We start from the raw sequence: 22181 nt of genomic DNA, 5'->3' as shown, positions 1-22181 counted from the left end.
AATTGAGTGGCACCAGTATGTATCGAAATAAAGGATTTACCTTAATCGAAATCATGTTGGTGCTATTGATCATTGGCATCGTTATATCGTCCGTTCAAGTCAATCTGTTTGCCAATACCCCGGAACAAAAACTTGAACAGCAAAGTCAAAAGTTTAAAGCCATCTTTGAAACCGTTGCCGACTATAGTGTGCTCAACAACATGGAGTTGGGTCTTGTTGTAAAAGACAACAGCTACCAATTTGTTGCCTACGACGGAACAAGTTGGGTACCAGTACCAGAAGATCGGTTCACAACAAGCGTTACTCTGCCTGAAGAAGTCACCATAACACTTAATTTTGATGATCTCCCGATTGAAGAACCTCAGTTATTCGATCCTGAGCAGTTAATTCCAGAAGACGAAGACTTTCTCGAACAAGAGAAAAAAATCACCCCTCAGGTATATATATTATCTGGTGGCGACATCACACCGTTTGAAGCTATTTTCGAACTAGCCGATGCAGACTTCTACGACAATCCTGCAGTGATTAAGGTCACTGGTTTGTACGCTACCCCCCTCACCTATTCGGGCCTAACCTATGAAGAATAGCGTGAAGGGATTTACCCTAATTGAAGTGCTCATTGCAATGGCCGTATTTTCCATCGCCGGTATCGCGATAGTATCTGCGACCTCAAACAGTGCGCGCAGTTTAGGCTTTGTCGAACAAAAAATGATTGCCAATTGGGTTGCTTCAAATCAACTTACTGAAATCCATTTAGAGCAATCTTGGCCACCTAAAAACAACAAAAAAGGTATGGTAGAAATAGCCGGTGCAGAGTGGTTTTGGGTCCAAAAAGTGGTGGCAACAACCAATAACGACATGAAAGCGGTGACCGTTGAAGTGCGCCAAAATGAAGATCAAGAACTACCTTTATCAAGCCTGATGACATACGTCAGCAAGGAAGGTAGCTAATGAGGCACAACAAAGGCTTTACTATCCTCGAACTCATCATTGCCGTAGCCATCTTTACCTTGATCGGTTTTGCCGGAAACAGCATGTTTATTGCAGTCAGTAAAACCAATGAAACGGCCGAGCTACGCACAAAACGCCTAGATGAGGTGCAACGAGCATTTATGATTATCGAGCGCGATTTCATTCAGATTGCGCTGCGTAAAATTCGCCCGACAGGTGAAGAGTCACTCGACGGTTTTATTCACACCGACGACAATGTTTTTGATAGCGCAAGCACAGCAATCGCGTTTGTGCGACATGGCTGGAATAATCCTGGTTATCTGATCCCACGCAGCGATCTACAAACAGTAAGCTATCGCCTAGAGGAAGATGTACTGCAACGCCTACACACCAATTTTGTTGACCCATCGCTTGGTGAAACACCCAAAATTAGAAACTTACTTACTGGTGTCGAATCACTAGAATTTGAATTTTTCGTCAAAGATAAATGGCAAGATGAGCTTGAGCAAGGCACTTTACCAAAAGCCATCGCAATAACGGTAACCACAGAAGATTTTGGTGAAATACGCCGGCAGTTTTTAGTTTCAGGTGGCGTAAAAGTTGAGGAGGATAGCGAATCATGAGCCCTCAACAACCGTTTAAGCAGCGCGGTCTAGCGTTGATCAGCGTGATGCTTGTGCTTGCTTTGTGTGCCATTTGGGCGTCTCAGATAACGGCACATTTAAGTAATCAGGTAAACAAAAGCGTTAATATTGAACTTAATCAGCAAGCGTATTGGTATGCCATGGGCGCGGAATCACTTGCTAAAATGGTGCTTAAAGAAAGTTTTAAAACAGATAGAGACAGTACTAATTTGTCGCAGTTATGGGCGCAAGAAGAACAAACTTATCCTGTTGAACAAGGCACCATCACAGGCAAAATTCGCGACTTACGTAGCTGCTTAAACCTAAACGCATTGCGTGCGCCACCACCGGCGAACGCTGATACCAGCAACAACAAAAAAACGCCCGTACAACAGGCATATCAAGATTTATTGGTGAATTTAGATATCGACGGTGTCGGTGAGTTCGAAGCGGAGTATCTCACCGAATCATTAATTGATTGGCTGGATGAAGACACATCGATTATTAGTGCCGGTGGCGCAGAAGATAATGATTACGCGAGTAAGGAGTTTCCTCACTACGCTGCCAACAATCATATTGCCTCGATAGGCGAGTTGCGCGTTATCGAACATTATAATCCGATCATTATTGATAAACTCAAGCCTTATGTGTGCGTGATACCTAATAATGAATCGTTACTGATTAACGTCAATACCATTGCTGAAGATCAAGCCGCCTTATTGGCCGCTTTACTCGACATTCCAGTAGGCGACGCCGCCAGTATTATTTCTTCTCGAGATGATAGCGGATTCGAAAAGATTGACGACTTTTTTCAGTCACAAGAGCTTACAGAAGTAAAACTGACTGACGAACAAAAACAAGTGTTTGTAGTTGATAGCGAATACTTTAAACTACAAGCAACAGCAAGCTTTAATAACAGCTTTTTTTCATTGAATTCAATTATGAAAGTAGAAAATAATCAAAGCGTTGTTGTACTTAGCCGAAATATGGGGCGTGAATAATGGCTGAAACTTTATATATCCGCCTTGGCAGTTTACCAACGCAATCGGTGCATTGGTTAATAACGGCAAGCGACAACGAAGAAATCATCGCAAGTGGGCAATTAGATAGTGCAGCTGCGTTAACTGAATTAACAGAGAAAGCCAGCACAAGAAAAACTACTGTGTTTGTGCCTGCGTCTGATGTGGCATTGCATCAATTGCAAGTGCCCGGTTCTGCGCGCGACATGAAACGCGTCGTGCCCTTTATGCTAGAAGATGAACTCGCACAACCGGTTGAGTCATTATTCTTTGCATACGGCAACGCGCCAAAAAATCCAGACTACAATTGCTTTGTTGCAGCAGTTGAAACCAGTCAAATGCAGATGTGGCTAGACGTACTTGCCGCAGCTGATATTAAAACCAAAACCTTTATTCCTGATGTATTAGCTATGCCACTGATGGCAAATGCTGCTTCTGCTATTATGCTAGAGCAACAAACACTAATCCGTTTAAATGCATGGCAAGGATATACCCTTGATGAAGCCACTTGGGGCATGCTTAATGACAGTATGGCTACCCCCGCTGAAGATACCGCGTCAGACGAGCAAGAAGAACAGGAAATCGTTCAGCAAGTTATCCACCATTACTCACCTTTGCATAGCACGGCGGAGGATGTGCAATATATTGCCGAGCCAGAAGTACTGCCATTAGCACTGCTAGCAAAGCATGCCCACAATGCGCCAGTAAACTTACTGCAGGGACAATTTAAAATTGTAGAAAAACGCTCTGCTGCGACAACTCAATGGGTCATTGCTGCCAGCTTTGCTGCTGTCGCGTTATTGCTTAACGTTGGCATGAAAGCCAACGAGCTATTGCATTTATCGCGTGAACAAGCCGCGATAGAAGCGCATATTATTACCGTCTATAAAGATACGTTCCCGGACACTAAACGCGTTAGAACCTCTACCATTAAATCTCAGCTTAACCGTAAGTTAAAAGAAGTCGGTGACGGCAGCAATGGTGATGGCTTCTTAATTGCTTTGGAAAAAATCAAACCTGCATTTATTGCGGTACCTGCAATGAAGCCTGTGTCGTTAAAGTTTGATGGCAAACGCCAAGAAATCCGTATTCAAGCAACGGCAAAAGACTATCAAGCATTTGACGCTTTCCAACAAGCATTAGAAAAAGAAAAGTTATCCGTCAATCAAGGTTCGCAAAATAATCAGGGCGACAGTATTAGCGGTTCATTCAGCATTAAGGTGAAACCATGATTGAGTATTGGCACAATTTACAGGCGCGAGAGAAAAAGCTCGCGATAGCAATGGCCATCGTAGTCGCCATTATGTTGTTTCAAGTATTGGTATGGAAACCGCTTGCAGGTGGCATTGAATCGACGTCAGCCAAACTAGAGCGTCAAAAAGATTTACTCGCCTGGGTACAAACCAACACCGAGCGCTATAAAGCTATTGCCAGTTCCGGTAAAGGGCGTTCAACCGGCAGTTTGTCGGGCATTGTTAATAGTACGGCAAGGCAGTACAAAATTTCTATCGACCGTGTACAACCTCAAGGGGACAACATTCAAGTGTGGATAGACGAAGTCCCTTTCACCAATTTATTGGATTGGTTAGAAACACTCAACAATAAGCGTGGCCTTAAGGTACTAGCGATAGACATCACTAATGCCGACGAAGCAGGTGTTGTCACCATTAGACGATTACAACTAGGGCGAAGTTAATGAAAAAATGGATAGGTTATGCCTGCTTATTAGTGCTCAGCTATGCAGTGTTTATGCTTGCAACCCTGCCGGCTAGTTTAGTGATCAATAAAATTAAATTTCCCAACACGGTATCGGTCGTCGGCATCAAAGGCAGTATTTGGCATTTCACGGTTGATAAAATTCATGCGCAAAATGTCGAAGTCAGTGATGTAGAAGCCACCTTTAACTTTTCTTCGTTATTAACCTTGGACCCGCAGTTATCAATCACTTTTGGCGGCCCATTGCATCCAGGGCCTGAAGGGAAGTTTATTGTCCATCAACTGTTTTCGACGCCAGCAGTGAAAGAACTCAGTGTATTGGTACTTGCTGACCAAATCGCACAGCAGTTACCACTCCCGCTACCGGTAAAAGCGCATGATTATGTTGCACTAAATCTTCAGCAGTTTGTCATCGACCCACAGCTACGTTGCCAAGCCGTCGCTGGTAACCTCGAATGGGACAAAGCGGCAGTAACGGCTTTAGAAGAAAAAGTAATTTTAGGTAAGTTAAGCGCCGATTTAAGTTGTGACCAAGGTGCTCTCGTCGTTGAAATTGATCCAAATAACGATTTAGGCCTAAGCTACAGTGCGTATATATCAGCTAACGGTAAGTTCTCCGGCAGTGGCTATTTAAAACCAGGCGCTAAGTTTCCAGAGAAGTTAAAACAAGTACTTCCTTTTATGGGTAACCCTGATAATCAAGGACGTTATCGCTTAAGAATGTAGCTTTTGTACTTACACCTCAAAAGCCAGCTTCCTGTTGCTGGCTTTTTCGTCTTTATGTCCAATAAACCGGATTGTTTAACGAGTTTTTTACAATAAGTTATCTTAATAGTTTCATTTTACTAATTCCCTGATATAGTTAAGTTAATTGATATAAAGGGAAGAGTATTATGTTAAGTAAGAAAATTGCTACAGCCTGCGCTGTATCGGTTATTACACTATCGGTAAATGTGGCATTAGCGTCAGATGCTAAGCCGGATAAAGACTACTCCCCTTACGCAAACTCCACACAGCCAAATAACGTTTATTGGGGTGACTCTCACCTTCATACTGGACTATCACTTGATGCCGGCCTTTTTGGTAACACGGTAACTGTTGAAGAGGCATATCGCCTTGCACGTGGTGAACAAATTACCAGTTCAACGGGTATTCCGGTCAAATTGTCTCGCCCCTTAGATTGGTTAATCATTACCGACCATACCGATATGATGGGTATTGCCACAGATATTCAAAAGGGTGCACCGAATATCGTCGCCAACAAGAAAGGTAAAGAATGGCATGAAGGCTTTAAAAAAGGTGGTAAAGCCGCCGGTGAAGCTGCTTTTGATTTAATCACTAACTTTTCTCAAATGACACTGCCAGAGGAACTGGTTCGCGATTACAGCCCAGGCTCAGAAGTATTTGGTAATGTTTGGAAGACCATAGTTAATGGCGCGGAAAAGTATAATGAGCCAGGTTTATTCACTGCCTTTATTGGTTTTGAGTGGACCTCTGTTCCAAAAGGATTCAATCTCCATCGTAACGTAATTTTACGTGATGATGCTAAAAAAGCATTAATGGTACAACCGCCAACAACGCAGCCTCCAACGGGCAGCACGGACCCCTTTTCTTTATATAAATGGCTAGAAGACTACCAAAAGAAAACAGGCGGTAAGGCGTTTGCATTTGCTCATAACGGCAACTTGTCTAACGGTTGGATGTTCCCAACAGTAAGCACATACCACGGTGGTAAGGTAGATAAAAACTATGTTACGCAACGAGCAAAATGGGAACCGCATTACGAAATCACCCAAATTAAAGGTGACGGTGAAGCACATCCTTATTTATCGCCTGACGATGAGTTTGCTGATTACGAAACGTGGGCAGTAGGTAATTTAGATATTACCGAGCTTAAAACCAATGACATGCTTAAGGGCGAATATGCCCGTGAAGCCCTTAAGCAAGGGCTATTACTAGAGAAAAAACTCGGCGTTAACCCGTATAAATTTGGTGTCGGTGGTGCTACCGACAGCCACACAAGTTTAGCGACTGGCGCGGAAGAAAATTTCTTTGGTAAATCAACCTCAGTTGAACCAAACAAAGACAGAATCAATCATCCATTTGTGCGTTCAAAACTCGGTGCTATTGAAGGTTACATGCTAGTTGCATCAGGTTATACAGGTATTTGGGCACATGAAAATACCCGTGAAGCGCTTTATGATGCTATGGAGCGAAAGGAAACCTACGCTACCACTGGACCGCGCATGAAAGTGCGTTTCTTTGGCGGCTGGAATTACACTGAAAAAGATTTAGCTAGTAACAAGGCTGACGCGATTGGTTATCAAAAAGGCGTCCCAATGGGAGGCGATTTAACTAAGTCTACAGCGAAAAGCAAAGCGCCTACATTTATGGTTTCGGCGCTACGCGACCCTGAAAGCGCTAACTTAGATCGCGTGCAAATTATTAAAGGCTGGATGGATAGCAAAGGTAAATTGCATGAGCGTGTTTACGACGTTGCTGTGTCAGACGGTAGAAAAATCGACAAAAATGGCCGCGCAAAACAACCTGTGGGCAATACTGTTGATGTTAAAACCGCAACATGGACGAACGATATTGGCGATGCATATTTAGCCGCTGTTTGGACAGATCCTGATTTCGACAAAAACGAGAATGCCTTTTACTACGCGCGAGTGCTAGAAATTCCAACACCTCGTTGGGTGCTATACGACAAAGTGCGTATGGGAACAGTGGTACCGAAAGAAGCCGAACTTGTTGGTCAAGAACGTGCCTATACATCGCCTATTTGGTACGCAGCAAAATAATAATAATTACCTAGCGGCGCCAGCCGCTAGGCGTTGTAACGAAAAGAAGTAAAATCATCATGACACATCAACTATCCGCGCTTTTGCGCGAGCCTTTGTTGCACTTTTTACTAATAGGTGCACTCATTTTTGTTTTTGTTACCGAAGACGATGGCAGTGACAATCAAGTGATCACCATTAGCGAGGGTCGTATCGCTCAATTGAAAAATGACTACGTATTACGTTGGCAACGAGAACCGATACAGCAAGAATTGGACAATGCCATCAATTTTTATGCAACCACACAAATGTATCTTAACGAGGCACGCTCTCTTGGCTTAGATTATAACGACAGCGTTATTGATAGACGTCTTCGTCAAAAGATGAATTTTATCTTAGAAGATATCGTAGCGATTCAACAACCTAGCGAACAAGACTTGCAACGCTTCTATCAGGAAAACCCAGATTCCTTCTTGAGCGATGCAGAAATTAGCTTTGAGCAGGTGCACATATCTATTGATAAGCCAGATGAATTATTGGCCCAACAAATCGACATACAGAAACAGCGCATAGCACAAGGCAATACGCCAGAAGGTGATGCCTTCTATGTACAACCTAATTTTACCGCGCAGTCAGACGTCGAGATAGACAAGGCCTTTGGTACCGGCTTTGCAGCGCAGTTAGCGGATGCGCCACGTGATCAGTGGAGCGGCCCTTACCGCTCTCAAATTGGGGAACATTTCGTTTTTGTTAGTGGTTATGAATTAGGAACAGTTAAGCCTTATGAAGAGGTGAAAGCGGCAGTAGAAGATGGCTGGCGTTATCAGCAGTTTCTTGCAGCGGAAGCTGCCTTTGAGGCAAAAATGAAACAACACTATCGCGTCGAGCTACCTGAAGGTTACGGCAATGAATAGCTGGTTTAAATGCGTTATTGCGCTATTTTTGACAGCTAGCGCAGTACTCTCTTCACCTACCACTGCCGATGATATTCGCCCCGCTACCCTACAAATTGAGGCGACAAGCGATACAAGATTTGCAGTCAGCTTAAAAGTACCGGTGCGCAATGGCGTAAGACAAAACATGCAAGTGGTGTTGAGCGAAGATGCCGTTATTGTATCGCCTAAGCAAGTCCGCACGGTACAAAATGCCTATGTAGAATCCTTTGAATTTGAACGACGTCAGGGCTTGTCTGATTTAACCGTTACCATGGAAGGTCTAAAAGGTCTTCGCGGTGATGTGCTGCTGCGCGCCGTTAACATGCAAGGTGATGTGAATAACCATGTACTCAATACAGAAAACGCATCGATTACCCTAAAAGCGCCAACGACCGCATCTAAAATCGATACCATCATTCAATACATTATATTAGGTGTTGAGCACATTTTAATTGGCCTGGATCATTTACTTTTTGTAGCCTGTTTGGTGTATATATCAAATACCAAGCGCAAACTGATTTATACCATTACCGGTTTTACCCTAGCCCACTCTGTTACCTTGATTCTGTCTGCAACCAACGTTGTGGTTGTTCCAATAAAACCAGTAGAGGCGGTGATAGCGCTCAGTATCGTATTTCTTGCTTGGGAAATTGCCAAAAACAAACAAAACAGTTTAAGCATGCGCTACCCAGTGCTAGTGTCTTCTAGTTTTGGGTTGCTACATGGCTTTGGCTTTGCCGCTGTGCTGGCAGAATTTGGCTTACCGGCAAATGAAAAGATAGCCGCTTTGCTGAGTTTCAATATTGGCGTTGAGATTGGGCAATTATTGTTTGTTGCGGTGCTCTTTATCTTGTTCATCTCGGCAAAAGCAGCGGTGCGCTCACTGTCAAAAGAAACGCTGCGTTTTCCAATCAGCTATATTTGCGGCATTATTGCGACGTTTTGGATGATTCAACGGGTGCTTTAAGCACCCATCTTCCTAATACTTAACATCATCAATAGGGAGCGATTCCAGATAACTGATGGTCGCTTCTGACAACTCATTGTCGGTAAGGTCGATACTGGTTAAGTCTGGGTTGTTGTCAAAGCGAATCGCAGTGATCTTATTTTGCGATAAATTGACTGAGGTTAATGCTGGTAGCAACCCCATGCTAATGCCTTCAATGGCATTATTACTCATCACTAAGTTGGTGAGCCTCGGTAGCTCTAATGTAGCATTTGTGAGCTCGCCATTAGTCACCGTTAAATTGCTCAGCAGTGGCTGGCTTTCCAAACGTAAACTGCGTAACCGCGTCATATTGTTTAGTGTAATACTGCTAATTGTCGCATTGTTACTTAGATTTATGCCTTTTATTTCACTATTTGTGAAAGTCAGGGATTGCAAAATCACTAGGTTTTCAAACACCACCATTTGCGGATACGTAATATTATCTAGCGTAATGTTAGTGGCTGTTGTCATGCCAGCAAAAGACAGAAAATGCGGTGTTAGGTTGTTCATTGTCAGCGTATTTACCTGCGGCATATTAATGCCGTTAAAACGCAAATGCGTGCCCGAGCCAGGATTGTCGCCAAACAATTCTAAGCTACTAAGCGCTGGAAACAGGGAAAAATCGACGGTGTATTTAATGGCAGTTGCATTGCAGCTTAAGGAAGTGACTTGCTCGAATGCGCTCAAACTGCTGTCATTAGCAACGGCATCGGCAATACATTGTGCTATCGCATCATCGGCATAGTTGTATCGTAACAACGGATTGGTTTCATCGTCGTCATCGCAACCCGCAATAAACACCAGCAAACCTAAAGCAACTAAGCGCATCTTTTATCCATTCTTTTTGTCGAAAGTAACTAAAAATATAATAACTTAGTGGTTTTTTTACAATAAAAAACGCCCCGAAGGGCGTTTCTTTGTCTGGCTAAAGACAATTTACAACATGGTTTCTAACACCTACCGCAAATCGTTATCTTTGAGGCAGGCGTTAAACATTATGCGTCAGTGACAATTTTCTTCATTGCTGTCATGTAACCGCGAAGCTCTTTACCAATCGCTTCAACGCCATGGCTTCTAATCGCTTCGTTCACTTCAATTAAGCGCACATTGTCAACTTCATTGCTTGCATCTTTTAGGCCTTCACCTAAATCTTCCAAGCTTAGACTGCTAACAAAGTCTTCCAATAAAGGCACTGCTGCATGTGAGAATAAGTAGTTACCGTATTCTGCTGTATCAGAAATAACCACATTCATTTCGTATAGCTTGTTGCGTGCAATACAGTTGGCAATTAATGGTGTTTCGTGCAGCGATTCATAGTATGCCGACTCTTCAATGATACCAGCAGCAACCATAGATTCGAACGCTAGTTCTACACCCGCTTTGATCATAGCTACTAAGAAAATACCTTTGTCATAGTAATCTTGTTCACTAATGGCAGCATCACTATCTGGTGCTTGTTCAAAAGTAGTTTCGGCCGTTTGTGCGCGCCATGTTAAAAGGTTTACATCATCATTAGCCCAGTCCGCCATCATGGTTGATGAGAACGTGCCATCGATAATGTCATCCATGTGCTTCTCAAATAGAGGACGTAAGATATCTTTTAATTGCTCTGACATATCAAACGCACGAATTTTCGCAGGGTTTGATAAACGGTCCATCATGTTGGTAATACCGCCGTGCTTCAAGCCTTCTGTAACAACTTCCCAGCCGTACTGAATTAGTTTACGCGCGTAGCCCGCATCAACGCCTTGCGCTACAAGATGCTTGTGGCCCAAAATTGCGCCTGTTTGTAACATGCCGCAAAGAATCGTTTGTTCGCCCATTAAGTCTGACTTAACTTCTGCAATAAAGCTCGACTCAAGTACACCAGCACGGTCACCACCTGTAGCCGACGCATAAGCTTTTGCTACGTCTAAACCAAAACCTTGTGGGTCATTTTCTGGGTGAACGGCGATTAACGTTGGTACACCAAAGCCACGCTTGTATTCTTCACGTACTTCTGTACCTGGGCACTTAGGTGCAACCATAACCACGGTAATGTCTTCACGAATCTGCATGCCCTCTTCAACAATGTTGAAACCATGAGAATATGCCAAGGTAGCGCCTTGTTTCATTAGTGGCATTACCGCGCTTACTGCAGATGTATGCTGCTTGTCTGGTGTTAAGTTAAGCACTAGATCAGCTGCTGGAATCAATTCATCGTATGTACCCACAGTAAAACCATTTTCACTTGCCCATTGATACGACTGACGCTTTTCTGCGATAGCGGCTTCACGCAGTGCATAAGAGATATTTAAACCCGAATCACGCATGTTCAAACCTTGGTTTAATCCTTGAGCACCACAACCAACAATGACAATGTTCCAGTCTTTAATGAATTCACAACCATTTGCGAATTCTTCGCGCTTCATAAAACGACATTTGCCTAATTGCGCTAACTGTTCACGCAACGAAATAGAATTAAAATAATTAGCCATGGGCTTCTCCAAAAATACTTAGGACCTAACACGAGCAAGGTATAGCTGAAATATACTTGATGGCTTTTGTTGCTTAAAGTGATATATTTGCATAACAATATTGCAAAAAACGCAACACATATTGGATTTAGGTAATTCTTTTGGACTTTAAATCAATGCAGATGTTTTCCCATTTAGCGCAACATCTTCATTTCGGCAAAACAGCAGAGCATTTTCACTTAAGCCCATCGACCTTGAGTCGCGCGATTACGCGCATGGAAGAAGAACTTGGTGTTACCTTGTTCGCCCGTGACAATCGCAGTGTTGCATTAACGCAGGCAGGTAAAACCTTTGAACAGTTTTGTTTAACGCAAATTGAGCAATGGCAACTGTTTCAACATGGCTTAAACCAACAACAGGCAAGGCTAACAGGAAAGCTTCATATCTATTGTTCCGTGACTGCCGCCTATAGTCACTTGCCCAGCCTACTAGAAAAGTTTCGTGCTCAGCATCCGTTAGTGGAAATCGTGCTAACCACCGGTGACGCGTCAGACGCCATTGAACAAGTGGCTCACCAGGGGGCCGACATAGCGATAGCGGCGAAGCCAGACACCATTGGCAACAAGCTACAATTTCTGCCGATTGCGAAAATTCCAATGACCATCATCGCACCCAAAATCGCTTGCCATGTCCACCAACTCGTTAATAACCAACCGATTGATTGGCGAGAAATTCCGTTTATTTTGCCCGAACATGGTCCCGCCCGAAAACGATTCGAATCTTGGTACAGGCACAAGCAACTGGGTAAACCGACCATTTACGCGACTGTGTCAGGCCATGAAGCACTTGTTTCTATGGTTGCACTAGGTTGTGGTGTTGGCATTGCCCCAGTGGTAGTGGTTGAAAACAGCCCGGTTAAAGATAAGGTGTTTGAAATCAGTGACAATAACGCTATTGCGCCATTCGAACTAGGGTTAGTGCATTTAAGACAACAAAAAGACCAACCCTTGATAAACGCATTTGTTGAGGCGCTACGCTGATACCGCTTCGGTTAAATGCCTTAAAATTCTATCCATAGCTCGGTATGACAGCGCCTCCATTAGGTGCTGTTGATTAATCTTTGTGTGCTTTGCCATATCCGCGATGGTACGGGCAATTTTAATAATCTTGTGATGCGTGCGCGTCGACAAACCAAGTTTTTCAACAGCAAGTTCTAGAAATTCATGATCAGCTTTTGACAGCATGCAGTATTGACGAATATCGCTAGCACTAAGATCTGCATTCGGCATCCCTTGCCGCGCTATTTGTATCTCTCGACACTGCAGCACACGTTCGCGCACACAAGCGCTCGACTCTTCTTGCACTGCAGTATCGCCAAAAAGCCCCTTAGGCAGCCTTGTCACTTCTATTTGAATATCAATACGATCTAAAAACGGGCCCGATAGGCGATTTAAATAACGTAATACCTGCTCAGGTGTTGAACGGTTGTCATTGTAAAATCCGGTAGGCGAAGGATTCATCGCCGCCACTAATTGAAAATTGGCAGGAAAGGTTTGTTTTTGCAGCGCTCGTGAAATAGTAACCTCGCCAGATTCCATCGGTTCGCGCAGCACATCAAGCACTTTGCGTTCAAATTCTGGCAATTCATCAAGAAACAATACGCCATTGTGCGCCAAGCTAACTTCTCCCGGTTTAGGGTGGCTGCCACCGCCAATGAGTGCTGCCGCTGAAGCAGTATGATGTGGTGAACGAAACGGTCTTTTGTACCAATTATTCGCTTCCACGTGTTGCGTAATCGATCGGATTGCTGAGGTTTCTATTGCTTCAGCTTCTGTCATGTGTGGCAAAATGCTATTAAGCCGAGTTGCTAGCATGGTTTTACCTGTGCCTGGCGGGCCCACAAAAAGTAAGTTGTGATTGCCACTTGCGGCGATTTCAAGTGCACGCTTTGCTAGTGGCTGGCCGATAACATCGGCCATATCCTCACTACAGTAACTCGGCTGCTCTACTACTTGCTCATGTTCCTGCGGCAATAGCTGCTTTTGCCCCATAAAATGAGGAAACAACTGTACTAAATGTTCGACCCCAAAGATGGTTGCATTGCTAACACGACTAGCCATTGATGCATTCTGATAAGGCATGAACAACGGCCGCTCAGCCTTTGCTGATGCTAACGCTAACGGTATTTCGCCAACAATGGGTCTTAGTTCGCCAGACAATGCTAGCTCGCCAGCATATTCAACATCTTGCGTGCAATGCGCGGGTAATTGCCCTGATGCCGCAAGTATGCCGACAGCGATAGGCAAGTCGAATCTTCCGCCTTCTTTGGGTAGATCAGCGGGCGCTAAATTAACCGTGATACGTTTACTTGGGAATTCATAGCCGCAATTTATCAGGGCGCTACGCACCCTATCTTTTGATTCTTTAACCGATGTTTCAGGCAAACCAACAATATTAAATGCCGGTAAACCGTTGGCTAAATGAACTTCTATGGTGACAAGTGGTGAATGTAGCCCAAGACGGGCCCTAGAATATACACAGGCAAGTGCCATACAAACCTCCATGTTATTGTTTTTACACTCCTTGTAAAAACTTGAATAGCGTCAATATTCGCTAACTAAAAAGTGTAGCACAGCATTTTTAAAGTGCTTTTTAAGTGCTAAGACCGAAGTGCTAAGGTTTTGACTCGTCATCCTGAACTTGATTCAGGATCTCGTCCTATGGAAACAATGGTGGCTGACACCATAGTGATGGTTGATATTCTGAACACACATTTGACAAATAGCAACAAGTTCACAACAGAAAATTACAGCAGTAATTGTTACATTTCGCTCCCAAATATCAAATGGTGAATTTATGAAATACGCTATAGCTATTGCTTCTGTTTTTCTCATTGCGTCGTGTGCAACACCGTATGCTAAGTATTCTTGGGCTTCAGGTACCGGTTACAGCTCATCTCAGTTAGGAGATAAAGTGTTCTCTGTTAGCTTTCAGGGTGATGGTTCTACAGATATTCAAAGAGCTAAAGATTTTGCCTTATTAAGAAGCGCAGAGATCTCATGGCAGCATAGATGTAGTCATTTCATTATCTTAGGTTCATCACAACAAGTAACTCAAAGCACTGTAACCACCCCTAAAACAACATCAACCAACTATTACAGTGGCGTAGCTCAAACAACTACATCAGGTGGATATACATACTCAATAGCTGCTCCAAGCACTTCGAACACAATAATGTGCTTCAGTGAAAAGCCAGAGGGATTTTCTTACAGCGTTGACTTCATAATGAAGTCATTGAAAACCAAGTATAACTTGTAGAACTCTCAAGCAAACCTAAAAACAACGGCTTAATATAAAACGATTTCCCAGAGGTACGCCCTTTCCAAGGTGGTAGATCATCTAACAGATAAGATCTTCAATATGAGCCGTTTATATCCCTTCCTGAGGCTATCTATTCTGTTTCTTCCCTAAGTCTGTTAAGCATTTGAACAAGTCTTGCAGGGACTTCTACAAAACGCTCTCCATCAGGGTATTCGAACTCTACTCTTGTGATAAGACCTCTGTAATTCCCTATCAGTTTAATTCCTGTCCCTTCCAATTGCTGTAGCATCCAGTTCTTGTCTCTTTTAGGCTTGGTCTCTACCTTTCTCCTAGCTTTCTGAGCTTCATTGAGACACATATCAACTTCTTCATCAGCCATACGAGATACATCAAAGTTTCCTCGTAAAGCATGTTGGCTAGAAGCATCCCAAAAAGCAGACTTAGCGTAAGAAGGGTCATCAACTTTAATCTTCTTGCTTACTTTCCAGTCCTTACCTGTATCTTTAACTATCTGACCAGCTTCTTTTGAAGCATTAGTGTTAATGCGCTCTAAAGCCTTCTTTATTGTTCCAGTTGTATAACCAACTTTAATTAACAATGGATCGGAGGGGTGTCTACAGACAAATAAAAAACCAGACTTCATAATCACTATCTCTACTTCAAATCTATTCCTAGATTACACCCAATTCAAATGTAAAGGTATACACATTTCAATCACTTATGTCATAATCAACTCAAACCAACAATAATATCAAAGACATGGATTTCTTAAGTTCAGTAAAAGGATTGTTTGACTCAATCATAGATGGCGCTAAAGAGCGTATTGTAAACCCCTTCACCAGTGGCTTCTTAGTTGCTTGGATTTTTTTCAACTGGAAAGGTATCTATTTCTTCATGACAGGAGATGGTACAACTATTCAAAAAATTACCCATATTGAGTCAGTTTATTCTGATATAAATACAAACTTTTATTACCCATTACTTGTTTCCTTTTTGTACGTAACCCTCTTCCCTCTAGTAAAAGAGATTGCTATTAGCTTATGGACGATTGCAGAGAATTTAGGTAAGTCTCTTTCAAGATGGTCAGTTCCCAACCTAGCGCCAATATCCAAAGCGGAAAAGGCAGCTCTAATCAACTTAATGAATACAAAGGAAAAGGAGTTTAAGGAAAAGCTTAGAGAGAAAGATGAGCAGATAGAAGCCCTACAAAGCTTGGTTCGTAGCGAAGAGTCTGAAAAAGATAATGATTTGACAAATGGAACCGATATCCCAGCTGTTCCTCCTAGTGAACTGTTTAAAGACATAATTAAATCTGCATCGAAGTCAGCTACACCAAAAGAGAGTAAGCAGGATAGAATGGAGTACAACGAGTCTGTTAGAAGGTACTTCACAACGGCTGATGGTCAGCACTATTTGAGAAATTCAGTAGCAGATAAACTAAATCTATCCAGAGAGAACCCAAATCACGCAAAGGATATAGAGCTTTCCTCAGTGCTTTTAGAGCGTGCAATGAGGTCAGAAGACGAAACTGTAAAAGAAGTTGGGTTTGATATAAATGTGAATGGCAAGAATAAAGGTCTTGTTACTTCAGCTGTAAATGCTGCCTTAGATAAACTTCGTATTATTGGATATTTAGAAAAATTAGATAAGAAAGACGGTTTTAATTACTACAAACTTACTGACGAAGGCAAAAGGTTCCTAACGGACATTCTTCAAAACAATAAAGTAAAAGCTGTGTGGTCATAGACCTCCAACCGTAACGGTTTATTCTAACGGTGAGCAATCCCTTTAAAAATAAGTAGCTATCTTCAGTTAACATACCCAATCCGATAAAGGACTATAGGAATTGAGATGACAGATATTAAGAAAACAAATTGGTTTGACCCAGATAAAGCATTCTTTGAGCTTGCTGTTGTTAGGTGTACGTTTGTTCTTGTAATAATTTCAGCTGTTGTCGTTGCTTGCCTTATTCTGATTAACGGAGATTACTCTAGTTGCTTTACATCTTCTTGCTTTAACGTTTCTGTATCTAACTTTAAAGTACCTTTAGGTGTCCTCTCCTTGCTTATCCCTATCATAGCTGTCTTTGCAGCCAATCACAGAAGCGAGCAAACCAAAAGACAAATAGAGTTATCTCAAGTCCAGAACAACTTCAGCAACTATTACAAGCATCTCGAAGAGTTCGAAAAATACATCCACAACGCAAAGCCTAAGTATGCTGCAAAAACCTATGAAATGATGGATGCAAGAATGCTTCACAATGTGTTTTTTCCTCTAGCCAAGGATGGGCATTTAGCGATTGACGACTCTGTAAAACTAGAAATAAAGGGATACTATGAGGAGGCTTTTGAATTTATACATGGACTAATGAAATTAGATTCTAAGCAAGATGATGAAGAGACTAGAATAGCTATTTTTAATATGGCTTCTAAGATTCAGGAATCTATAAAAAACCTTGAGAATTATACAGGTGTCAAAAGCTACTCCAACACATGCTGGGTCAAGTTGCAGCACTATGTTAATGAGGCTGTTACAGGGTCAGAGAGCCTCCAAGCAAGTAAAGCCCCTCACTTGTATTCCTTCTTAAATCCGTTTACTGAGTTTGCAAGTTTGTACACAGATGTTATGAAGTTTACGCCTAACTCAAAGCCCCCATCTTACATTGAAGATTTCCTAACGCTTTCTTTTAACTCCAAAGCGAAGATTGTATGCTCCAGAGAACAGGGCTTTAGATTGTCATATAACACTCAAGATACAAACTCCCCAACAAGCATAGTAAAAGTGTCTCACCCAGCAGATATAGGTCTCGCCTAATCAAACAACCAATCATTGTTATCGTAACTCTGGCTAACCCAGTCGTTAGCCTCTAGTTGCTCATCAAACTCATAACCACAAAGCGCCTGCAAGTCCCTGTACTCACCTATTGTTATGTCTTGGTTATGTTGCACTGCTCGTTACGTTTGCTGTGAATTGATGAATGATGGACTGATGGGCGATAAATGGTTATCGCTTACAGCCAGTCTATAAACTAGATTTCTTATCTAAAAAGTGACTAACTACAATACCTAAAAACAGGCCTACCAAAGGCATAAATACAATGCCCAAACCTACGTCTCCGAAGACATTTATCTGATAAATATCTAGAAAAAGTCCTATCGTTGTACCGATAATCAGCCCAAATGGAACAACAATCGCATGTTTGTTTTTATTCATGATGATACTTCAACCATTGTAAGTTAAGACCCATCTATAAAAGCTATTACTCCGAATCGAAATCTGCACTAGTTCCACCAGAATCATTTACTTTTAATCCAGTTTCAGTGATTCCAGTGTCAAGCCCGTTCGATATAGCCCAACCAATGATTGGGCCAATAACTGGCAACACTAGGACTAACAATTTGTAGCTTTCAAGCCTATCAATATGCGCGACAATATACTTGTTGCGCTTTAGCTTTTTCAAACCATCGATTCTCTTTAGAATTAGCACGAATACGATACAAGCGCATAAAACATGAACTAAAAACAAAACTAAAATAACACTGAAAAAATTGACTTCATCCAAGGCAAATAAATTTTTGTTGATACGACCAACCAAGAGACACCCGCCTAATAGACGGTAACGCTCCAAACTAAAATCTTAGTAAATCAGAAAAACAACGCAAAATAAAATGAGTTCCGTATCAAGTGCGGAATGACGAGGCGACGCACTCTATCGTATTTTGGCTATAAAGCCCTTAAACATCGAAACTAAGCAAACAAAACGAGCAGTGCAACATAACCGTGTCCCCATTGAGGGTTGCCGATAGCATTTTTTGATGATCATGTATAAGTTCTTCATGGACGAAGAACAAGGTGAAATAGGACAGGGATGTGCTATTGAGACGGTACATCGACATCATTAAAAAATGATAGCGGGGTCGTCAAACCGAATTGGGGCGTGGGGGTATGTCCTAGGGGTGTCACGCAACACCCCTGGACTATTACTCCTTTAGGAGTGATATATGTACGCAAGTACTCTCAGTTTAACTAAGAATGTTTCGCGATAAGGTCGGGATGACGACATTTTTCACGTCCCCTGTTCCCAGCAGCTCGCCTGCGTGTCCCTCGTTCCTATGAACAACAGTGACGTGCCCCATCAAAGCGAAATAACCATGAGCACTACCCCCTCCCTTATAACCACTTTTTAGAGTAAAAACCCAAAAAGGTATAAGTTTGTTCTAAAAAAAGCTTGTTAAAGCCAAGAAACCTGTGCTACTAATTTAAATAGATGGTCAATTGACCAAGAAACAAACAGAGAAACAATGAAAAACTTTAGCCTCATTATTATTAACATTCTTGTCGTGGTGATTATTAAATCAACGCGAGGGATGTTTTCGAGCTAAAGAAAAAGCATATTCGATAAACCCTCGCTCCACAAAGGACCGGGGGTTTTTTAGTTCTTAAAGGCAACAAAAATGGCACAGCAAATCACAGGAAGTCAGGCTCTATTAAAAGCATTGCAGCATCATGGTGTTGCGCACGTATTCGGTTATCCCGGCGGCGCTATCATGCCAATCTACGATGCGCTCTACGACAGTGAGATCAAACATTTTTTGTGTCGCCACGAACAAGGTGCGTCATTTTCTGCGGTGGGTTATGCCAGAGCTAGCGGTAAAGTCGGTGTTTGTTTCGCCACATCAGGCCCAGGTGCTACCAACCTAATCACGGGCCTTGCAGATGCTATGGCCGATTCTATTCCAGTTATCGCCATAACTGGCCAAGTAGCCACCGCAGCAATGGGCGGCGACGCCTTTCAGGAAGTTGATATTATCGGCTTATCACTTGCCTGCACCAAACATTGTTTCCAAGTAAAACGCGCCGAAGACATTCCAAGCATCGTAGCCAAAGCGTTTGAAATAGCGACTAGCGGTCGCCAAGGTCCGGTGTTGATTGATATTCCAAAAGATTTACAAATCGCTAAATTTGACGCTCCAGCGTTTCCTTTAGGTCATGCTCAAAAACAAAGTAAAGAGCCAGCAAATGCAGGCAAAGCACTGGCTTTACTGGCACAAGCGAAGAAGCCAATTTTGTATGTCGGCGGCGGCGTGGGAATGGCTGAAGCGGTACCAGAATTGCGCGCTTTTATGAAAACCACCAACATGCCTAGCGTATCTACATTGAAAGGGCTTGGCACCGCCAATCCATTTTGTCCATATTACTTGGGCATGTTAGGGATGCATGGCACCAAAGCAGCAAATTTAGCGGTACAAGAGGCGGACTTACTGCTTGCTGTCGGCGCGCGATTTGATGATCGAGTTACTGGAAAATTGGCAGAATTTGCGCCAAATGCCAAAATAATTCACCTTGATATCGACCCTGCTGAAGTGAACAAACGCCGTGTAGCTGACGCCAGCATGTTGGGCGATTTAAAGGTCAATTTAAACGCGTTAGCGATCCCGCTAGATATCAACGACTGGCGTGAGCGTTGCGAACAATATAAGCGTGATTTTAAGTGGCAATATGAAACGCCACATAAAGGCATTTTTGCTCCTGCTATGTTGAAGCAACTTAGCATTAAAATGGGCGAAAATGCAGTAGTAACGACTGATGTTGGCCAACACCAAATGTGGGCAGCACAGCACATGCTTTTTACTAACCCTAAAAACTTCTTAACTAGCGGTGGCCTTGGCACTATGGGCTTTGGTTTGCCAGCAGCGATTGGTGCTCAAGTATCGCGCCCAAATGACACGGTTATTGCTGTTACTGGCGACGGTTCGTTCATGATGAACGTACAAGAACTAAGCACCATAAAACGCTTTAATTTACCGGTAAAAATTGTGCTGATAGATAACGAACGACTTGGCATGGTTAGGCAGTGGCAACAACTATTTTTTGACCAACGCTACAGCGAAACCGACCTGTCGGATAACCCCGACTTTGTCGCGCTAGCGCAAGCGTTTGGCATGCAAGCAAAACGCGTAACCGAAAAAGTCGAAGTAGAAGACGCAATCGACGACATGTTGGCGCATAAAGGACCATATTTATTACAAGTGTGTATCGACGCCCTAGAAAATGTTTGGCCACTAGTACCACCTGAAACCGCAAACGACAAAATGTTGGAGAGTACCTAATGAATAGTTATCAGCTAAACATTCAAGCAGCGCAGGAAAGCACTGTTTTAGAACGTATTTTACAGGTCTCTCGCTATCGTGGGTTTGACGTCGTTGGCGCCGATATGACGCTTGAAAATAGCCATTGGCAGATAAAATTAGTATTAGAAAGCGATAAGTGTCTTTCTAAATTAACAACACAACTGCAAAAGATTGTCGATATTGAGCAAATAGAGCGCTTTTAACCTTTTATTTTTACTGGCGCTAAGGGATAATTTTTGCACTTTTTACGCCACACACAGGCGTAACGAAAACGCTTCGGCGTTAGATTCAATACATTTTAGGAAACATATTATGGCTAAAGTACATGCAGATTTAATTTGGTTCAATGGTGAGCTCATGCCTTGGGAGAATGCAACAGTTCATGTGATGAGCCACGCCCTGCATTACGGTTCTTCTGTTTTTGAAGGTATTCGCGCATACAACACGCACAAAGGCACCTGCATTTTCAGACTACAAGAACACATCGATCGTTTGTTTGATTCAGCAAAAGTTTATCGTATGGATATCCCTTTCACTAACGAAGAAGTAAAGCAAGCGTGTAAAGACGCTGTGGTAAAAAACAAGCTAAATGCCGCTTACCTTCGCCCGTTAGCATTTCTTGGTGATATTGGTATGGGACTTCGTCCACCGCTAGATGCAAAAGCAGACCTAATGGTCGCGGCTTTTGGCTGGGAAGCTTATTTAGGCGCAGATGCGATTGAAGGTGGCGTTGAAGTTGGCGTATCAAGTTGGAATCGCCTAGCACCAAACACTATGCCTACAGCGGCTAAAGCAGGCGGAAACTATTTATCGTCACAGCTTATCTCTATGGAAGCTGCGCGCCACGGTTACACTGAAGGTATCGCACTCGATGTTAACAACATGGTCAGTGAAGGAGCGGGTCAAAACTTATTCCTAGTGCGCAAGGGTGTGATCTACACGCCATTTAGCACGGCATCAATTCTGCCAGGTTTAACGCGCGACACAGTAATTACGCTTGCACGCGATCTAGGGTACGAAGTAAGAGAAGAGCCGATTTCACGCGAATCACTATACCTTGCCGATGAATTTTTCATGACAGGTACAGCAACTGAAATCGTGCCAGTGAAATCAGTAGATGGTATTGCCGTAGGTACTGGCAGCAGAGGCCCTGTAACTAAAGCGTTGCAAGAAGCCTTTTTCGGTATTTTCGACGGCAGTACAGAAGACAAATGGGGCTGGTTAGAGTCAGTTAACGACTAACGAGCGCCCTAAAAAC

General features: G+C 42.9%; 24 protein-coding genes. 17 read left to right on the top strand and 7 right to left on the bottom strand.

Features of this window, described 5'->3' with window-relative positions:
- Positions 1–17 precede the first annotated feature (17 nt).
- The 10 genes from gspH (at position 18) to QUD85_RS00600 (ending at position 8994) form a co-directional block, all read left to right on the top strand.
- A complete protein-coding gene (gspH, locus tag QUD85_RS00645; RefSeq protein WP_093329278.1) occupies positions 18–587 on the top strand; it encodes a type II secretion system minor pseudopilin GspH in 570 nt (189 codons plus the stop codon).
- The gene (gene gspI, locus QUD85_RS00640) at positions 577–951 is read left to right on the top strand and encodes a type II secretion system minor pseudopilin GspI (protein ID WP_093329280.1); all 375 of its coding nucleotides are present in this window, start codon (positions 577–579) and stop codon (positions 949–951) included. The genes gspH and gspI overlap by 11 nt, the downstream gene beginning before the upstream one ends.
- Entirely contained in the window at positions 951–1574 is a 624-nt protein-coding gene (gene gspJ, locus QUD85_RS00635) for a type II secretion system minor pseudopilin GspJ (RefSeq protein WP_093329281.1), read from the top strand. Before gspI ends, gspJ begins: the two co-directional genes overlap by 1 nt.
- Complete coding sequence (gspK, locus tag QUD85_RS00630; RefSeq protein ID WP_093329283.1) at positions 1571–2575, top strand: type II secretion system minor pseudopilin GspK; 1005 nt, start codon at positions 1571–1573, stop codon at positions 2573–2575. Before gspJ ends, gspK begins: the two co-directional genes overlap by 4 nt.
- Positions 2575–3825: a type II secretion system protein GspL gene (gspL, locus tag QUD85_RS00625; protein WP_093329285.1), complete on the top strand. Its 1251-nt coding sequence runs from the start codon at positions 2575–2577 to the stop codon at positions 3823–3825. Before gspK ends, gspL begins: the two co-directional genes overlap by 1 nt.
- Positions 3822–4289: a type II secretion system protein GspM gene (gene gspM / locus QUD85_RS00620; RefSeq protein WP_093329287.1), complete on the top strand. Its 468-nt coding sequence runs from the start codon at positions 3822–3824 to the stop codon at positions 4287–4289. Before gspL ends, gspM begins: the two co-directional genes overlap by 4 nt.
- Positions 4289–5035, top strand: a complete 747-nt coding sequence (locus tag QUD85_RS00615; protein WP_093329288.1) for a type II secretion system protein N — start codon at positions 4289–4291, stop codon at positions 5033–5035. The genes gspM and QUD85_RS00615 overlap by 1 nt, the downstream gene beginning before the upstream one ends.
- A 167-nt stretch (positions 5036–5202) precedes the next feature.
- Positions 5203–7113 (top strand): DUF3604 domain-containing protein, encoded by a 1911-nt coding sequence (locus QUD85_RS00610; RefSeq protein WP_093329290.1) that lies wholly within the window; start codon positions 5203–5205, stop codon positions 7111–7113.
- A gap of 59 nt (positions 7114–7172) precedes the next feature.
- The gene (locus tag QUD85_RS00605) at positions 7173–8006 is read left to right on the top strand and encodes a peptidyl-prolyl cis-trans isomerase (protein ID WP_093329292.1); all 834 of its coding nucleotides are present in this window, start codon (positions 7173–7175) and stop codon (positions 8004–8006) included.
- Positions 7999–8994 carry a HupE/UreJ family protein gene (locus QUD85_RS00600; protein ID WP_093329293.1) on the top strand — a complete coding sequence of 332 codons (996 nt, stop codon included), beginning with the start codon at positions 7999–8001 and terminating at the stop codon, positions 8992–8994. Before QUD85_RS00605 ends, QUD85_RS00600 begins: the two co-directional genes overlap by 8 nt.
- A 12-nt stretch (positions 8995–9006) precedes the next feature.
- On the opposite strand, the gene QUD85_RS00595 is transcribed toward QUD85_RS00600, so the two are convergent.
- On the bottom strand, positions 9007–9843 hold the full coding sequence (locus QUD85_RS00595; RefSeq protein ID WP_093329295.1) for a leucine-rich repeat domain-containing protein: 837 nt from the start codon (positions 9841–9843) through the stop codon (positions 9007–9009).
- A gap of 167 nt (positions 9844–10010) precedes the next feature.
- Positions 10011–11492, bottom strand: coding sequence for a ketol-acid reductoisomerase (gene ilvC / locus QUD85_RS00590; protein ID WP_093329297.1), 1482 nt, complete (start codon positions 11490–11492; stop codon positions 10011–10013).
- Between the two features lie 140 nt (positions 11493–11632).
- Between ilvC and ilvY the strand changes: the two genes are divergently transcribed.
- Positions 11633–12511: an HTH-type transcriptional activator IlvY gene (gene ilvY, locus QUD85_RS00585; RefSeq protein ID WP_093329298.1), complete on the top strand. Its 879-nt coding sequence runs from the start codon at positions 11633–11635 to the stop codon at positions 12509–12511.
- Here the strand turns inward: ilvY and QUD85_RS00580 are convergent.
- Complete coding sequence (locus QUD85_RS00580; protein WP_093329301.1) at positions 12503–14023, bottom strand: YifB family Mg chelatase-like AAA ATPase; 1521 nt, start codon at positions 14021–14023, stop codon at positions 12503–12505. The genes ilvY and QUD85_RS00580 overlap by 9 nt on opposite strands.
- Before the next feature lie 304 nt (positions 14024–14327).
- Between QUD85_RS00580 and QUD85_RS00575 the strand changes: the two genes are divergently transcribed.
- Positions 14328–14789: a CC0125/CC1285 family lipoprotein gene (locus QUD85_RS00575; protein ID WP_093329302.1), complete on the top strand. Its 462-nt coding sequence runs from the start codon at positions 14328–14330 to the stop codon at positions 14787–14789.
- 133 nt (positions 14790–14922) lie between these two features.
- Here QUD85_RS00575 and QUD85_RS00570 read toward each other — a convergent pair whose 3' ends face one another.
- Positions 14923–15435, bottom strand: a complete 513-nt coding sequence (locus tag QUD85_RS00570; protein WP_093329304.1) for a hypothetical protein — start codon at positions 15433–15435, stop codon at positions 14923–14925.
- A 116-nt stretch (positions 15436–15551) separates the two neighbouring features.
- Here QUD85_RS00570 and QUD85_RS00565 point away from each other — a divergent pair, with 116 nt between their 5' ends.
- Positions 15552–16538 carry a hypothetical protein gene (locus QUD85_RS00565; protein ID WP_093329306.1) on the top strand — a complete coding sequence of 329 codons (987 nt, stop codon included), beginning with the start codon at positions 15552–15554 and terminating at the stop codon, positions 16536–16538.
- A gap of 105 nt (positions 16539–16643) precedes the next feature.
- Entirely contained in the window at positions 16644–17606 is a 963-nt protein-coding gene (locus QUD85_RS00560; RefSeq protein WP_093329308.1) for a hypothetical protein, read from the top strand.
- On the opposite strand, the gene QUD85_RS00555 is transcribed toward QUD85_RS00560, so the two are convergent.
- The 3 genes from QUD85_RS00555 to QUD85_RS00545 all read right to left on the bottom strand — a co-directional run bounded on the left by QUD85_RS00555 (position 17603) and on the right by QUD85_RS00545 (position 18387).
- Complete coding sequence (locus QUD85_RS00555) at positions 17603–17740, bottom strand: hypothetical protein (protein ID WP_177168888.1); 138 nt, start codon at positions 17738–17740, stop codon at positions 17603–17605. The two genes, QUD85_RS00560 and QUD85_RS00555, sit on opposite strands and share 4 nt — an antisense overlap.
- 73 nt (positions 17741–17813) lie before the next feature.
- Positions 17814–18005 carry a hypothetical protein gene (locus QUD85_RS00550; protein WP_093329310.1) on the bottom strand — a complete coding sequence of 64 codons (192 nt, stop codon included), beginning with the start codon at positions 18003–18005 and terminating at the stop codon, positions 17814–17816.
- A 46-nt stretch (positions 18006–18051) separates the two neighbouring features.
- Complete coding sequence (locus QUD85_RS00545; RefSeq protein ID WP_093329311.1) at positions 18052–18387, bottom strand: hypothetical protein; 336 nt, start codon at positions 18385–18387, stop codon at positions 18052–18054.
- A gap of 859 nt (positions 18388–19246) precedes the next feature.
- On the opposite strand from QUD85_RS00545, the gene ilvG reads away from it, so the two are divergent.
- The 3 genes from ilvG (at position 19247) to QUD85_RS00530 (ending at position 22165) form a co-directional block, all read left to right on the top strand.
- Positions 19247–20902, top strand: a complete 1656-nt coding sequence (gene ilvG / locus QUD85_RS00540) for an acetolactate synthase 2 catalytic subunit (RefSeq protein ID WP_322787119.1) — start codon at positions 19247–19249, stop codon at positions 20900–20902.
- The gene (gene ilvM / locus QUD85_RS00535; protein WP_093329313.1) at positions 20902–21126 is read left to right on the top strand and encodes an acetolactate synthase 2 small subunit; all 225 of its coding nucleotides are present in this window, start codon (positions 20902–20904) and stop codon (positions 21124–21126) included. The genes ilvG and ilvM overlap by 1 nt, the downstream gene beginning before the upstream one ends.
- Positions 21127–21235: 109 nt before the next feature.
- The gene (locus tag QUD85_RS00530) at positions 21236–22165 is read left to right on the top strand and encodes a branched-chain amino acid transaminase (protein ID WP_093329315.1); all 930 of its coding nucleotides are present in this window, start codon (positions 21236–21238) and stop codon (positions 22163–22165) included.
- The last annotated feature ends 16 nt before the right edge of the window (positions 22166–22181 follow it).

It is taken from the genome of Thalassotalea agarivorans (genome assembly GCF_030295955.1).
Lineage (GTDB): Bacteria > Pseudomonadota > Gammaproteobacteria > Enterobacterales > Alteromonadaceae > Thalassotalea_D > Thalassotalea_D agarivorans.
This window is presented reverse-complemented; position numbering and strand designations above follow the sequence as displayed.